This is a genomic window from Mucilaginibacter sp. UR6-11 (assembly GCF_020880695.1).
GTDB lineage: Bacteria > Bacteroidota > Bacteroidia > Sphingobacteriales > Sphingobacteriaceae > Mucilaginibacter.
In genome coordinates this window covers 282,970-298,621 of record NZ_JAJIWO010000001.1, presented here as the reverse complement: position 1 = coordinate 298,621, position 15,652 = coordinate 282,970, and the positions used below count along the sequence as shown (strand labels likewise).

At 44.8% G+C, this 15,652-nt stretch carries 10 protein-coding genes; 4 read left to right on the top strand and 6 right to left on the bottom strand.

All coding sequences use genetic code 11. From position 1 onward, the window contains the following. Positions 1-24: 24 nt before the first annotated feature. The 3 genes from LJ658_RS01430 to LJ658_RS01420 form a co-directional block, all read right to left on the bottom strand. A complete protein-coding gene (locus tag LJ658_RS01430) occupies positions 25-3,609 on the bottom strand; it encodes a SusC/RagA family TonB-linked outer membrane protein (protein WP_230544671.1) in 3,585 nt (1,194 codons plus the stop codon). A 231-nt stretch (positions 3,610-3,840) separates the two neighbouring features. After that, a complete protein-coding gene (locus LJ658_RS01425) occupies positions 3,841-4,965 on the bottom strand; it encodes a FecR family protein (RefSeq protein ID WP_230544670.1) in 1,125 nt (374 codons plus the stop codon). Between the two features lie 43 nt (positions 4,966-5,008). Then, the gene (locus LJ658_RS01420; RefSeq protein WP_230544669.1) at positions 5,009-5,605 is read right to left on the bottom strand and encodes an RNA polymerase sigma factor; all 597 of its coding nucleotides are present in this window, start codon (positions 5,603-5,605) and stop codon (positions 5,009-5,011) included. Between the two features lie 285 nt (positions 5,606-5,890). On the opposite strand from LJ658_RS01420, the gene LJ658_RS01415 reads away from it, so the two are divergent. Continuing rightward, positions 5,891-6,457: a hypothetical protein gene (locus LJ658_RS01415; protein WP_230544668.1), complete on the top strand. Its 567-nt coding sequence runs from the start codon at positions 5,891-5,893 to the stop codon at positions 6,455-6,457. Here LJ658_RS01415 and LJ658_RS01410 read toward each other — a convergent pair whose 3' ends face one another. Then, positions 6,458-7,639: a hypothetical protein gene (locus tag LJ658_RS01410; RefSeq protein ID WP_230544667.1), complete on the bottom strand. Its 1,182-nt coding sequence runs from the start codon at positions 7,637-7,639 to the stop codon at positions 6,458-6,460. It abuts the gene before it with no gap. Continuing rightward, positions 7,636-9,495 (bottom strand): hypothetical protein, encoded by a 1,860-nt coding sequence (locus tag LJ658_RS01405; RefSeq protein ID WP_230544666.1) that lies wholly within the window; start codon positions 9,493-9,495, stop codon positions 7,636-7,638. Before LJ658_RS01405 ends, LJ658_RS01410 begins: the two co-directional genes overlap by 4 nt. Before the next feature lie 71 nt (positions 9,496-9,566). Between LJ658_RS01405 and LJ658_RS01400 the strand changes: the two genes are divergently transcribed. Together LJ658_RS01400 and LJ658_RS01395 are read left to right on the top strand one after the other, a co-directional pair. After that, positions 9,567-11,015: a DUF3883 domain-containing protein gene (locus tag LJ658_RS01400; protein WP_230544665.1), complete on the top strand. Its 1,449-nt coding sequence runs from the start codon at positions 9,567-9,569 to the stop codon at positions 11,013-11,015. Then, on the top strand, positions 11,012-11,929 hold the full coding sequence (locus LJ658_RS01395) for an SIR2 family protein (RefSeq protein WP_230544664.1): 918 nt from the start codon (positions 11,012-11,014) through the stop codon (positions 11,927-11,929). Before LJ658_RS01400 ends, LJ658_RS01395 begins: the two co-directional genes overlap by 4 nt. On the opposite strand, the gene LJ658_RS01390 is transcribed toward LJ658_RS01395, so the two are convergent. After that, positions 11,921-12,955 (bottom strand): HNH endonuclease domain-containing protein, encoded by a 1,035-nt coding sequence (locus LJ658_RS01390; protein ID WP_230544663.1) that lies wholly within the window; start codon positions 12,953-12,955, stop codon positions 11,921-11,923. The two genes, LJ658_RS01395 and LJ658_RS01390, sit on opposite strands and share 9 nt — an antisense overlap. Positions 12,956-13,072: 117 nt before the next feature. Here LJ658_RS01390 and LJ658_RS01385 point away from each other — a divergent pair, with 117 nt between their 5' ends. Beyond that, positions 13,073-15,493: a hypothetical protein gene (locus LJ658_RS01385; protein WP_230544662.1), complete on the top strand. Its 2,421-nt coding sequence runs from the start codon at positions 13,073-13,075 to the stop codon at positions 15,491-15,493. Positions 15,494-15,652: the final 159 nt, after the last annotated feature.

The window sequence follows — 15,652 nt, the reverse complement described above, 5'->3', positions numbered from 1 at the left end:
AATAGCTTTAAATTAATTCCTTGGTTAAAAATTGCAACTGAAACCAAACGCGTAAGTCTTCGGGGCGGCATAGTCGTTCACCTCGGGATCAAGCCCCTGCTTGTTCGCCCGCCAGATGATCCCCAGGTTGGAGATATTGGCATAGACCCGCGGGTTCTTGATGAGCCACTTCTTCTTGCTGGGCAAACTATAGCTCACATTGATCTCCTGCAGGCGGATATTATCCGCTTTGATTACGTTGATGTCCGCGTATTGGTAGAACAGGTCGCCTAAGGCATCGCCCGGGTAGGTCATGGCAGGCACATTGGTATGGGCCTCGTCCCCCGGCTTCTGCCAGCGCTGGCTAAACTCCGCTCCTTGAGGGCTATTTTGGTTATACCCAAATAAACTGGCATATTGCACCATGCTATACAGCGGCCTCCGGAAATAATACCCCAGCGCATACCGGAGCATGGCAGAAACGGAAAGCGGACCGTAGCGCAGCGTGTTTCGGAAGGAGCCGTAATAGACCGGAACGGCAGATCCCATATAATGGGCCGCGGATGCCGGCTGGTTGCCGATATCGAAAAATTGGTCCGAGGCGGAAACCACCTGCCCGTTCAGGTACCCTCTCGGGTTCCCGGTTGCCGGGTCCAAACCCGCCCAGGGGAAGGCGAAGATCCGCGAAAGGTCGGAACCTTCGCTATAATTGGGTGCACCGTAAATAGCCGTCCCTACGGTGAGCGGGGTTTTGGTGTACAGGTGGGTCACCTTCACCCGGTTATAGCTAAACAAAAAGGTACTGCTCCAGCTGAACCGGCCGCGCCGGATATTATTGGAGCTGAGCGTCAGGTCCACCCCCTGTCCCCGGAGGTTCGCGGAATTGACCGGAAGCGAACTCATCCCGGTCGAAGGATCAATGTCATCTGTGGAGATCGCGTCGGTCGTGCGTTTATCGTAATATTCTATACTGCCGGTAAGGACATTGTTTTTAAAACCGAAATCCAGCCCCAGTTTGATCACCGCCGTTTTTTCCGGCCGCAGTTCATTATTGGTCGCGCTGCCGGGAACTAATGTACTCACCGTTAAGCCGCTGACCGATGTGAATTTATTATTACTCAATAGTTGGAAAGGATAGACATAAGGGTTCACATTACCGTTATAGCCGAAGGTCGCGGTCAGCTTCAGGACCGGCAGCCAGGCAAGGTGATAGAAATCTTCGTTCACGATGTTCCAGCCCGCGCCTAAACTGTAAAACGGCGCGCCGCTCTTGTTCGTCCCAACCCCGAAATTGCTTGAGCCGTCCTTGCGCAGGCTCGCCGTCAGCGTATAGCGCCGGTCATAGGTGTAGGCCGCATTGCCGAACATACTATAGGTCCTGACCTTATTGTCCGTAGAACTGGTACTAAAGGCGGGTATGGCATAATTCTGGCCGCCGAAAGGATCGCTGTACAGGGTGGGCAACTGGTCCAGGAAATTCAGGGTATTATTGCTCTTCAGCGTATGATCATCATAGCCCCAAAAAACATAGGGTTGACTCACCACGTAAGTCTGGGCGCCTTCCAGGCCGGCGATGGCGTTCAGCGCATGTTTACCCCATTCCTTATTAAAGCTCAGCTGCCCCCGCAACGTCTGGTTATTGGTGGTATAGGCTATCGGCCTGTACAAGCCGCCCAGTGGGATCTGTTTGGTCAAGGTGCTGGGGTTGGTGTAAAAGGTCACCAGGTCCCGCATATAAAATGAGTTCTGACGATCCAGTTGATTCTGTTCAGCATTACCCCTGTTGTAATTGTACAGCAGGCTGAGGGATAGGGCAGGGTTGAGTTTATAAGTACCGCCCAAATTGAAGTTCAGGTTCTTATTGGCCGTATTGGAATAGCCCTCCTGGATATTCGCCAGGGGGTTATAATGCAGGTCCTGGACGGCATTGCCGTAGGTGGAGGATATGATATCCACGAAGCCCGGCCGGTATTTGAAAGGAATATTAATCGGGTTCCCCTGGCCGTCCACCAGCCGCGTATAGGGGAAAAGATAGATCCCGTCTATGGAGGCTGTTACCGGATTGTCCGGCATCTGGTCCTGTGTGCCGGTTTGCGTATAATGGATATTGGCGGTCAGCTCCAGGTTCTTCAGCGGCTTAAAGGAGGTATTATAGGTCAGCGACAGCCGGTTAGAGCCCGAGGCGATGGTATTGTTTAAAACATGGTCATAATCGGCCGACACATGATAGGCGACCGCTTTGGAACCACCATCAAAGGCCAGGGCATAGCTTTGGGTAACCGCCTTTCTTAACAGGTATTTGGTATAATCGTTGCGGACATCGTTGCCGCGCAAAGCGTCCAGCTGCGCATTAGCCTGCGCCTGCGTAATTTGCCCGTTATGCTGCTGCTCCATGATCTCGGCGACCGGCGAGGCCATGAACTGGTACTGGTTGGCCGATACCGGTCCCAAAGGATTGGAAGAATTATAGGCCAGGACCTGGGCATCGATATAATCCGAGGTACTCATCAGCTTTTGGGAAAACAGGTCCAGCTTATCCGTGACGTTCACATTGGCATTGAACGACACGCTCAGGGGTCTCTCATAGCTCCCCCTTTTGGTCCGGATGACGATCACCCCGTTGGCCGCCTGTGAGCCCCAGATCGAGGCCGCCGCCGCGTCTTTCAAAATGGTGATATCCTCCACATCATTCGGGTTGATCTGGTCAACGGTATAAGCCGTAGCGATCCCATCGATCACCACCAGTACCTGCCCTACCGGGTTATTGGGGTCGAAATTCGGCTGCAGCGTATTCTTGCCCCGAATGGTCAGGTTGTTCAGGGTTGAATTGAGTTGCTGGCCGAGGATCGTAGTCTTCCCGGATGCCGCGGAATTGTTGGGGATCAGGTTATTATTGAAATTCATACTGGTGGTGATCCCTTCCAGCCTTTTGAGCAGGTCCGGGTCGGAACTGTGCTGCAATTGCTCTTTGGTGATATGCTCAAAGGAACCGGTTTGCCGTTCGGGCGGGATATCCTGGTAACCATTGCTAACGCTCACGTTCACCTGGCTGAGTTTGGTTATGCCCGGGCTCAGCTGGATCACGAACAGCACATCTCTTTTCGAATCCGAAACTTTAACCTCTTTGGTCTCATAGCCTACAAACGACACGACCAGGATGTCAGTCAGCTCGACGTTAGAGAACCTGTAGACGCCCTGGGCATCCGTGATCACGCCGGTTTTCGTCCGCTTGATCAGCACGTTCACACCCGCCATTGGCTCGCCTTTTTCATCGACCACCCGTCCTACGAGGTACATCGGGGCTACAAGACTGCTCATTTTGTCTTTGGCAACTGGCGCTCTTTCTTTGATCACGATCGCCTTATCCTCAATCGTATAAGACAATTGCTGATCAGCCAGAATAATATCGAGCGCCTCAGTCAGCGGTTTGCCCTGGAAGGTAACCGTCACGGGTTGTGTGTGATTGATTTGTTCGCTTTGGTAAAAAACGTCGTAGCCGGTTTGTTTCCGGATCTCGCCGAAGATTTTTTTTAGGCTGGCTTTTTTTACATTCAGGGTGAGTTGCTGCGCTTTGGTGGCGGCAGTTACGTTTAAAAAGCCGAGCGTTATGATAACTATGATGAGCTTCATAATACGGAGGATTTGCCCGGACTTTTTATAGGGATAATAGTACCCGGGTATCGGATAAAAATTCATAAATTTGTTTCGTTTTGTTAGCTGGCGCTGTCTGGGAACCTCGAAAATTACCGGCAGCGGCCATGGTTTAAACTAATATGTTAAATGTTAGGGCGGACTTCAAAACATAGCCGGGAGCTTTCGAAGCGCTTCCGGTTTTTTTGTGTCCTTCATTTTTAGTACAGGTTATGGCGTAACGACGATCCTCCTTCCTTCAACTTTAAAGTGGACTCCCTGGGTTAATTCTATCTTATGTAAGAGTTTGTTTAATTCTCCGTAGCGGGAAAGCGTACCGCCGAAAACCTGTTTCGGATCCACGCCTTTATAGGTTATGTCAACATCGTACCAGCGCGAAACCTTGCGCATGATACTTTCCAGCGATTCATCATTGAAGATAAAGCGCCCTTCCTTCCAGGCCACGGCCTCTTCGGTATCGGCTTCTTTCACTACTAAATCATTATTGACCAGCACCGCCTGCTCACCCGGCTTGATCAGTACCGAACGCTGCGCGTTCGAGACTTTCACCGATCCTTCCAGCAGCGTGGTTTTCACCGAAGGTTCGTCAGCGTAACTATTGATATTAAAATGCGTTCCCAGCACCTGCACGCTTTCCTGCGCCGTTTTCACGATAAACGGATGCGCTTTGTCTTTAGCGACCTCGAAATAGCCCTCACCGGTCAGTTCTACCAGTCTTTCCTTCCCATTAAAGGCAGTCGGGTAATGTAAGGACGATGCCGCATTCAGCCACACCTGCGTACCATCGGCCAGCACTAAATGCCATTGACCGCCCTTAGGCGTGGTAGTGGTATTATACTGTGCCGGTTGGCCGGTATTTTCTACGACATAAGTGATCTGTCCTTTTTTATCCTTGGTGATCCGGATACCGGCGGCTTTGACTAAAGCACCATTTTTCGCATCATTCAGATCGATCTTTTGGCCATTACCTAAAGTCAGGATGGCTTTATTGGTTCCGGGTAGAATCGTGTTTTGTGCTAATTGTGGCGTTGGCTTCGGTTTCAAAAGGAAATAAGCGCCAAACGACAAGAACAAAAGAATAGAAGCCGCGGCCACATAGCGCGGCCATAACCTGACCGTTTTTACCGGTGCCGGGAAATTCGCCTCATCCTGCTCGGTGATACCCGCCTCCCGGTTCATCGCCTCGGTCAGGTAAGCATCCAGCTTACCCTCATTGGCCAGCTTAATAAATACCTCCAATTCCTCGTCTGTCGCCGTACGATCGGTGAATCGTTGTACCAGTAATCGATAGTATTGTTCGTCTTCCATAGTTATGCGCTTCTTTGGATAAGACAACGCTGCTATGGGGGTAGGGTAGCAAAAAAGAAAAAAAAAGTTTTTAGCGGGTCAGGAAGACCGCTAAAACAGTTGCCAGGGATACGCCGAGTTCTTTTTCCACCGCGTTCTTCAGCACTTTCATGGAAAAGACCATATGATTTTTAACCGCGCTTTTGGAGATCCCCAGTTCCTGGGCGACCTCTTCATAGGTACGGCCTTCCTGGCGGCATAAGCGGAAGATCTCCCGGCTGCGCTCCGGTAACTTCGCCAGCTCCCGTTGCAGGAAAGCGGCATAGTCCGTTTCCAGCAAACGCTCATCGGTCGCCTTGCGCTGCGTCACAAAGTTCCGCACCACTTCGCCCATGGCGTGCTCATTCCTTAAAGCCGCCTTCAATCGGTTAAGCGTATGGTTACGGGCGCTGATCAATAAATAGGCTTTAAAAGACTGCACATGCTGTAGCTGCGCCCGGCCGTCCCAGATCTTAATGAACACCTCCTGCGTCAAATCATCCGCCATAGGGGCCGAATGCACATATTTATAAATAAACTGGTAAATGTTGCTATGGTAACGCTCGTAAAACACCGTAAAAGCTTCCGCCCGGCCCGCGATCAAATCGGGCAACAATTCTTCATCAGAAAGCATGCTAAGGGGAGCCATATCTTACAGTAAAACACGAATTTACTAAAAATATTATTTCAAAGTAAATTCCTTTTGTACTTGTCCCTGACCGTTTCCATATCTTTCAGGACTTTGGTGTCAGTGACCCGCGCGTATAACTGGGTAGTCGCCAGTTTTTTGTGACCCAATATTTGACCGACGGTTTCTGGGCACCGCCATCAGTTTTATTAAAGCTGGGAGCTTTATGACTATAAAGGCGGTCGAGGATGATAGCACTTACATCAAACTCCACAGGGCTCTGATGAAAAAGATAAAAGGCATGATGTGTGGGATTCTTCATTTCTTGATGGTACCGATCATCACGTGATATTCTCGCGTCGTAATTATTATGGCCCTATACTATTTAAAATCAAATTGGGATTGTTGCTTTCTGCAGATTTCAGTGAAGTTTTTATCACTCGCTCCAATCCTGGAAGTTGGCCTGATGTGATGCCGGACGAACGCAAATACTATCAAACTATAGATGAAGTTAGGGCAAATTATACAGCAGGTAAAAAAACTGAAGACGCTCAAATTATGTTCACGTTTCGATCACCGGATAAAAAATTAAATCTAGAAAAGTATTTGGTCGAGATTTGTTATGATGATCCTAAAATTAAAGTGCCGTTTAAGAATGGTGAAATAGAAGGCCGCGACCTGATTAAATCCGCACTTGAGAAGGCAGTTGAAAAATACGATCGGCCCACTTACAAAATTGTTAAACGTGAGCATACAGGCCGTTGCAAATGTTATGATTTCTACACCGCGCTAAAGGAAAACGAATATCAAAAATTCGTTGACTGTTTCGACATCAGCGATCACTTATCTTCGAAACAAATCTCAAAATCATAACTATTTTAATTTTTTAATAAAATCCAATAAGCCTGTTTCCTCAGCGATATCGTGTTGGAGTTTAGCCAACGGCCGGCGATGAAAATCTTCGACGTCCATATAATTTCCGACAAAATGCCGGTAAAGCTGCTGTTTAGTGTCAAATAGTTTACTTCCATGAGTAGATTCCACTTTTGCCCTTCGGAGATACTTTTTTGAGTTGTTTGTCATTTTTTTGAAAATCTCCCGTGCGGTCTCCGAATGTATTTGATAGATCTGGGATACTTTGAAAACCTTCATCGTTTCTTCGGCGCGAGTAAGTTGTTGCGACGGTTTACCGACGACTTTCATGTCTACCGGTATATCCATGTTGATGTCTTTTAAGAAATCCCTCAAATCGATTCCGGTCCTGAAACGGATAAGGTCATGATAACCTCCTAAGTAAGGATGAATATGATCTGTTAGATTAAGCACTTTTTGTCCTTTCAATGAGGAATTGCAGACCTTACAGCTAGGTACCAAATTGTAAAATGAAAGTGCTAGGTAAGGATATTGCGATTGCGGGAAGAAGTGATCGAATTCCGGGCGGATGATTTTGTCGTAGGTGATCTTCTTTGATGCGGTTGCATCTTCCGCTATAATCGTGTTGGTATATTGGCGATTGCAATAAGGACAAACATCAACCAATAAAGCTTCCGCCAGTCGATAAGCATCCCAATTTTTCTTCAGGTCTTCTTTTTTGATAAATTTGTCTTCATAGTCAAAAATATGTCCCAGTTGATCCAGTACGAGCTTAAATGACTTGTCGTAAACGAGATTTCCTTTAAGATCAATGGATTTGTGCTTATCGAACAAAGGGTCATATTCTGTGATTAATACGGCTAACCTGGATGGTAATCCCGTCAACAAGTCATCCCAATCTGCTTTAATTTTTCTAAGAATTTCTAATCCACCGTTAAAGCTTTTGCTATCTGAGAAAAGTTTTTTTAATACCGTAATCGTTTTTAGTTTTGTGTCCGGTCCCAAATTAACCGTTAAAGCTTCCAGTTTTTTTTGTGGAAACCCGATACGCTTTGTAGGTTTAACGACTTCTTCATACAGCTGCAAAAGTGGTTCCAGGCGTTTGGTAAAGGCCCATTGTGAAATGCCGATACGGTGTTTATCGGCAATCTTATTCAAAGGAAGGTGATTGAGAGAAATCATTGCTGTTCGTTTAGATAAAGTGAAAATTTTTCTTCGAGACGCGAGCGCATCCAGGGTTCACCTACTTCCGCAATCAGTCTCTTAATCTGTGATAATGTCCAATTACCTCGCTGTTGTTTTCCCTCCAAGATATCCAGGAGTATATAAAGCTGTTGTTTGGCGAATTCACCCATATGTGCTCCCTGCATAAAAAATGTATCCGCTAATAAATCATGAATATTTGCGGCAAAAGTTCTTTCAGGTCCTTCTACTACAGCCGCTTTATAGGCGGTCTTTCCGTTGTCATCATAAGACTCACGCTTCAAGAACAGCAAATGATCGACGGGCAGATCGCTGGGTAAAAACTGCGAATGAGAAGTTAAAATGAGTTGAATGGATCTATCCCCCAAGATTTGTGGCAGGAACTCATTTAGAAAAGCCAAATATTGCGTTTGCCATTGCGGGTGGAAATAAAGATCGCCTTCGTCAATCAGGATTACCAGATTCCTCTCATGGTCCTCCAAACTCACACTCAAAGCGTGTGTATGAGAAACTAATGCATAAAACCGGGAAAACAATGTTAAATAGCCTAATTCACCCGAACTCAATCTTGGAAGAAAGAAATCAAGGTAATTTAGCAGACTTTTTGATGCGACGTACTGTCGGTATATATTCACGGTTTCCTGGCCCCGTGGAACTAAAAAACCCTGCGATGTCATCATGGGGTTCTTGAAAAACGGTTCCATCAGTTGACGGAGTTTGTGATAGTCTTCCAGCATTTCACTAATGGCGGATTTACCAAGACCAATCTCATAGGATTGCTGCTCACTTACCTGTAAAGTTCCCGGTGGAATTTTGGATTCCAAAGCCTTGCTTTTTTTGATTAGCAGAGATAAGTTGATCGTTCCTTTGCGACTGGAAAAATTTCTCAATATTTCCAGCAATAACTGAAACGTATAGGATTCATAGCCATTGAAATATTCCTGTGTGTAGCGATCCGCTTCGACAATACGATTCAAAATTAGTTGGCTAAAAAACGCTTGGTCCAACATGCTTTGAAACGAATGTTCATTTTTTTGCCAATGGTATTTTTGACAAAGTTCCAGCCAGCGTTTAATCCTTCCAGCGACACGTTTGTTTAATTTTTTACTAAACAGCAATTGCGATAGATTGTGTTTGGCTAGTTCATTATCCCTCACTTGAAAATTATCCGGAAGCGGAAAAGGCAATCGAACGCCTGCAACTGCTAACTCGAACTGGCGTTGGTTTTCCAATAAACGATGCGACTCTACACTCGATTCATAAATACGACCGTTCGTACGCGTGACCGTATCCGATCTCGAGAGCGCATTAGTACTGATGTTCAGCAACTCGTTGAAGGATTCCTCAGGTTTATTATCAAACACATTAGAGTAAAAAATGAACTTTGTTCCCAAAAGCTCATTGATGTCTCGCCACGAAACATGACTGCTATTGATGCTTAATGCCGAATGTTCAAAATTCAACTTTGTTTTGTTGATGATATCATCTGGCGACAATGACCAGCTTTTACCGGCGTTGACATACAATTGTCCGTCAACCATGAAAACTAGAATGTCTTTAGCGAAGTATTCTTCGCTGAAACCGACGTCATGCTGATGAGCTTTCGTAGACAAATAATGTAATAAAGTACTTTTTCCGGCACCATTTTCTCCAACGATACCTTTCACATCAATGATCTTGGGATGGAATAAATGCGGCAGCTTGTCCGTTTGCTCTTTAATGGTCAGATTAACTTGGACGGAATCGAATTGAACTACATAATCAGAACTTAAATTAAAGCCCTGATCTTTAATGTTTCCGTAGTCGTGAATAAAGATGTAAAGTAGTTTTATCATAGGGTGAAAATAATATTTTATAAGTAATGCCTATTGATTAATATTACCATCCTAAACATAATCTTATCATAATGAACCACCAGATCAGAACTTTACTCATAGACCAGGCGCGAAAACTCACGCCGATAACTTACGGCGATATCATGAAACGCTTGGGATTGGACCATGATAGTCCGGGCGATCGCCGAATTTTGAGCAATGAACTTTATGAAATATCCAAGCTGGAGCATGATCATAAGCGTCCGTTATTAAGTTCAATGGCGATGTATGCCGACTTAACCGATCACGGCCCCGGATTTTACGAACTGGCGGAGGATTTCGGATTTGGCGTCAAAAAAAAACTGGCGGAGGAATTTTTCGGATTTGCGGAAATGAAACGCTGTGCGGAGTTCTGGAAAGACGACGAGCATTACAAAGCGTTCTATCAGTTGGCGCCGTTGGTGACTTACAATCATCCGTTTTTTAACGAACGTGAAACTGATTTTTTACATGCTTGGGGCGGCACGGTTTACGATAAGCATAACGCGGAGCATGTTGCAGCTAAGAACTTTATTATCAGCGGTCCCGGTACGAAAACCGTTTATTGGTCGAATGCACTGATCAAATTACTTCCGGGTTTTGAAACTTTCAATTGGAGAATGTGGAGCCAAAAAGGCTGGGAAGATACGCCTGCCGGTAAAAAACGGGTAGCTCGGTATAAAACCTACACCTGGGCTCGGATTTATAAGGTCGGTGACGAAAACAAAGACATCTTTTTCACCGTAGGGCTGGATGGACATGGACGGGAACTCGTCTACAAGATGGATTATTATTTTGAGAAAAACTCACATCTTTCCGCCGCGCAAAAGGATATCGTCGACAAAAATATCCCCAAGTCTTTACGTTGGCGCTCAATTCCGGTCGGCGATTTCGAAAATTATGATTGGCAGCGGCTTATCACCCTTACCAGAGATTTTATCGCTGAGAATACCGCTTTGTACGACAAATTGATCCGGTTAGCCTGGGGCGCAACGACTCCGGAGGAAGTTTTCAGCAACGTACTGCGCAAACAATCCCCACCAACCAAAGGCATAACTCAATTACCGCCTGTAAACCCTTCTTTCCAGGCAAACGATACCGATTACGTGGCCGAAGCCGCCGAACACAAAGAGACGGGCGATGCAGGCGAAGAACTGGTTAAGCAATATGAAAAACAAAAACTCCTGGCCGCCGGAAGGCCGGACTTGGCCGAACAGGTTGCTATTGTACCTAATGGCCTTGGTTATGATGTTCGCTCCTTTGATGCAGATGGTAATTACTTGTGTATCGAAGTAAAAACCACCTCTGCGGGCGCGCTTACGCCGTTTTATTATACTATCAACGAGTATATTTTCGCCGAACGGCACGCGGGAAGTTACTTCATTTACAGACTTTATAATTTTGACGACGAAAGCAATACGGCTGATTTTTACGTTTTGGCGGAGCCATTAAAAGAATTGCTGTTACAGCCGATCGTTTATAAAGCATATCACGCGAAATGAAAAAGGACATCAGGCAGTTTTATCTTCCCGACAAAAAATATCTTTTCATCGGCAACGGTCCCAACCAATTAGCGGCCCGTTTTTCCTGGGATGACTTGTTGGCCAATGTTTGCCGCGACGCGGGGTTAAATATTCAACGTAACCAAAAGGCCTTTCCTCTTTTTTTTGAAGAAATATCTTATAGCATAAACCGCGATCAGCCTGTTGAAGAAAATATAAAAAAGCTTAAAAGTTATATCGGCCAGGAAGCGCTAAAACTGCAGCCACATCCATTATTGCGTGAACTCATCGAAAGAAACTATTATCAGCATTACCTGACGACTAATTATGATTACTGCATAGAAAAAGCCTTGTTTAAAGATTTTGACCCGCTAAAAGGCAAAAATGAAAAAAGGCCTAAATACAGCCTTTACCGTTTCAATCAGGTAGCAGAACATCAGGTTTGGCATATTCATGGTGAATCCCTAAATGGTTTCAACGGCAAAATACGGGATTATCCTGAAGCTTCCATCATGATAGGCTTTGAGCATTATTCCGACTACCTGGAAAAGATACATCACTTTATCAAAAGCGATAACGGTAAGGGATTGCACGACCTTATTCAAAAGGAGATGGAGCGTCACCAATTAAATTGGGTGCATCTGTTTTTTATTCGTGATATCGATATAATTGGTTTTGGAATGGATTATACCGAAGCGCACTTATGGTTCATTCTTAATTTTAGGGCGAGGCTTAAAAGAGCGGGGGTCCACATTCCGAATACGATACGTTGGATCATTCCCATGTTTTCCAGAATAAAAGAAGAAGACCGAGTTGATTTACTGATGGCCCTGGAAGTTGAGGTTATTTACGTGACGACACAATCAAAAGATTATGAAGAATTCTACCGGAATTTTATTAATACACTACGTTAACAGCATTTCAAAGCCATTGTTACGCGCTATCGTCGCCATTGGCTGTAATTGCTCGTAAATACGTAACTCATCAAATAGGGACAGGTCAGGAATGATAGTTAAGTAGTCTTCCAGAAATTTATTTTTAGGAGCCTTATGTTGAATGATCTCCAGTGCTGATCGCTGTAATTCGAAATAGGGCTTAAAATATTTTTCAAACGGAGGCAGTTTGTCGCTCTTGGAATTATTGAAAGTACGGTCAGCAGGAATAAGGTTCCATATCAGGTCGTGTGATACAAAAGCATAAGGAAGAAAATGTTCCACTGCATAATCACCAATCAAAAGCTTCCTATTTGTATAAATGCAGTCGACGCCCCCTAGCTCGCCAACAACGATGTCCCAGAATTTACGCTGTTCTGTTAACGTTTTTCTGATCGGTGTTTTGATAAGTTTACTCGGGATATCGGGCACATTAGGGTTTTTTGCCTGTAAATAAACGGCCAGGTTCCAGTAGCAGAACTGGCGTAAAATACCCGCATGTTGTTTGAGGTAACCTATCCAGGTCGGGTTGATTTCGATATGTTTTGTGTAAAGTGCGTACAAGCATTGATTTTCTAACGCTTGCGAGGCTGCATAAGCAGCTTGGCTATCAGCGGCGCGAAACCAGGGACTTAAAAATCGATGTGGCACTTCGCCGTTAAAATAACGCAACTCACGCAAGGTCTGTTTATTTTCGCTCGCTACTAAGTGCTGAAAAATCAACCTACGATCCGCATCTATGGTCAATTGCTCTAAAACTTTGATCTGATCAATCGCTGCTTGCAGTTTATCCTGTTTCCCAAATGATACTTTAAAGTAATTGACCGTGTACCAGGCATGCGCGACCATCTCTGCAAAAAGGTCGCGTTTTTGAATCGTGGTTTCACCAATCTCTACTCGACCCAACAAAGCCAAAAACCAATAAAACTTATAAGTCGCCGAAGTATTATTAAAACACCCCGCCAATAAATGTACTGGTAGATCTTTTTGATAAGGCAAATCCATCATCAAATATACATTATAGTCAATGACTTCAACATTAGCTTTACTTTCTTGAACTGTCGAGGAATTTGTAGTTATGTTGGTAAAAAAGGTGATATTTATTAATATTTAATTATTAAGAAGGTGCCTTATAACGGAAGTATTACAAGTCAGGTTAAACCGCTTAAATTCTGTTTTCTCGTTGACTATAGCGATCAAAACCAGTTTTTAAAAGCGATTGAAATGTGCAGCGCTCTTTGGGGCGGGGCTTATTGTCCGATTTTGCCCATTTATAAACGTAAACCCCGGAACTGGAAAGAAAGGTATAGCCGGGCATCAATCGCCAGTGTGCTGATCGGTTACATTAATGGCTTTGATCCTGATATTTTTGTTAAGTTGGCTAAAGAGTTGCCACACGAAATAACGGAACTGAGTTTAACGATTATCGAAGAAAAAGATTTTTGGAGGCAACATGGAAACCCCGTCAATTCTGAACCAGATTATGGGATCAGTATCTATCATGTGCTTAATAAGATCTATGAGGAACATTTCAAATATCAGGCGAAAAATCCAGTAAAGGTTTATGTGCCCGATCTTGGTAACCGCTATCGGCTTTTTTGGGCTGCCTTATTTGGTAGTTACTCTAAGCCTGTGAACGATGCGTTGAAACAACACTATTACGCACCACTTGAAATTAATGAGGATAGCAACGCGTTGGCGCATTTTGATTTGATGCTTGATCCCAATGTGCTTTTTCCCCGTCGGTTAACTCAGCAATTCCTGCATAGCAGAAACAAAAACGGCTTTCGCGGAAAAAGCTACTTACTTTTCATCGACGCTAACCGTATGGATGATGTGACCGATTACTGGAACTTACGCGCTTGTGGTCAGTTGGTCGTCGCTATAGCGGTGCAATATTTGAGAGACGAAGCAGCGCGCAAGCTAGCCTTGAGCTATTTATTAGAGAACTTCAGGCCACGCCATTTGGACAGCGAGGTTTATGCCGATACTACAGTAATTATTTCGTCCAACGTGCGACAGGAAGAAGTAATGGAGTTTATGCGTTCGCTCGAGGTTGAAAAGCATGTCACGATCACCGGCCACAATCATATTGTATCTTACCAGTATTGGTTTCCCCGTATTTGGGACGAGTGGGCGATCGATAAAGATGGAATTATTCCAGAAGATTTTTATAGTGAGGAAAAGGAATTCCATCTGGACCAAGTACAGGGCGCAGAAATATATTTCGATTTGCTTATACCTGAATTTGTTCAGAATAAGCAATCATACACCGGTCATCCGGTATGCGTAAATGCCATTAATCTGCGACTTTATGGGTCTGATCAGTTTGCCGCTGCGGTTTTTCCAAAAGCATCGGGTCGAAATTATCTCCGCGCTATCGGTAGTACGACCGGGTTGCGGAGGCAGTGGCGGATTGGTCGATCCGGTATGAATAGGTTAGTTAATTATGCTGGTCACGAACGATGGAAGCTTCCTGAACCTGAGTCGCTTTTTTTTGGATGGCTCAAAGATAAGGGGTATGAAGCTAATATATCCGTTCCTGGCCTTATCGCCAAGCGGCTCTACGAGATATTAGAGGGCTATATCCACGTGCTCGCTAATGAAAAATTGCTTAACCTGCTTGAATATATGAATGGAGGGGCAGTTGCACTAGGTAAACCAAAAAAAAAGACTGGTGATCAAATCCCAATTTATCAAGAACGGGCAGTTGATTTTGGTGAGCTTAAAAGAAGATTAAGAACACCTGCCGAAACGGATGGATTGCTAGACTATCTTGTCGATAAAAAAGTCTTTCAGGTTGGTTTAAAGGTAAAGTGTCCACATTGCTTTCGTGAGTCCTGGTATCCAATGGAGAAACTGGATAACCAGTTGGATTGTAAACTCTGCCTAAATCACTTTGGAGCAACCGGTACCGTAGAAAAGGGGAATTGGAGTTATAAGACCGCCGGTCCGTTTAGTATACCTCAATTTGCATCGGGTGCATTTGCGGTGTTACTCGCCCTGCGACAATTGAGCAGTTTTGAATTAATCCATTTTCAAACCACACCAGTAACGAGTTTTGAGGCTATATCGCCAAACGGGCAAAAACTGGAAGCTGATTATGCGATGTTTTGGCAGGATAATAATTTTTCCGAAAACAAGGAAGGAACGCTATTCGGGGAATCCAAAACATTTAATAGTTTCAAAACAAAAGATTTTCATAAAATGGCTGCTTTGGCCAAGCAATTCCCTGGCGCTGTGCTAGTATTCTCTACCTTGAAAAAAACTTTGACCGATGCGGAGATACGAGGCATAAAAGCCATTGCCAAAAAAGGTGCGAAATACTGGAAAAACGACGGCCCGGTTAATCCTGTATTAGTGCTCACTGGCAACGAACTTTTGACATCGGAGGCTATCCCCTGGTGTTGGCCGGACTACCAAGGCAGTTACACCCAACGTTTTTACGACATTTGCCAGGAAACACAAAAACGCTATCTTGGCTTACCACCTTGGAAACAATCGTGGACAAACTTAACCCGTTCTTCTGCAACATCCAGAACCTAATCCCGCTTTAGCTAGTTTAAGAGTTCTACTAACTTTAATAGGATATTAAACAGGCTAACAATCAGATTGGCCCATTTTAGGACTCTGTCTGCGGGGGTATTTGTAATCTTTTTCATAATCACAAATCACCTGGGTAACGGATTGGTAAGAAACAGGTAA